Here is a 530-nt window from a genome sequence, read left to right as displayed (position 1 = left end):
GTAGAATGGAAATATTATATTCAGACTGATTATGAAACAGCAAAACAAAAGTATGAAGAAGCAAAAATGATGGCGAGGATGTTTGGCAATGAGAAGTTACTCGTTAGTTTAGATAATGAATGGGCCGAGGATCTAGAAAGATATCGTTAAAGAGTTTATAGGAGTGACATTTCTGTTATAGGGAATGTCTCTTTTTGTACATTTTTTGATAAAATGTTATAATAAATGCATATATTTGTTTGAGTATCAAAATTTTTGGAATGATCCTAGAGGTAAAGAGAAGTGAATGAATTAGGAGAGAAGGTACGAATCCTTAGAGAGGAGAAAGGTCTTAGTCGTCCAGTTTTTTGTGGGGATGAGTCTGAATTATCAGTGCGTCAGTTAGTGAGAATCGAAAAAGGAGAATTTCGTCCTACGATAAAAACACTAGAATATATTGCGGATAGGCTAGATATTCCGTCCTACGTCTTGATGCCAGATTATAAGGAATTACCCAAGCGTTACCAAGAATTAAAATACTTTCTTTTACA

General features: G+C 34.2%; 1 protein-coding gene and 1 pseudogene. Both read left to right on the top strand.

The window, feature by feature from the left end:
• Positions 1-150, top strand: a pseudogene (locus tag QZ114_RS08965) (XRE family transcriptional regulator); the annotation flags it as partial.
• Between the two features lie 132 nt (positions 151-282).
• Positions 283-530, top strand: a 248-nt coding sequence (locus tag QZ114_RS08960) for a helix-turn-helix domain-containing protein (RefSeq protein WP_295502414.1), incomplete at its 3' end; no start/stop codon positions are given.

It is taken from the genome of uncultured Streptococcus sp. (genome assembly GCF_901875575.1).
Classification (GTDB): Bacteria; Bacillota; Bacilli; order Lactobacillales; family Streptococcaceae; genus Streptococcus.
This window is presented reverse-complemented; position numbering and strand designations above follow the sequence as displayed.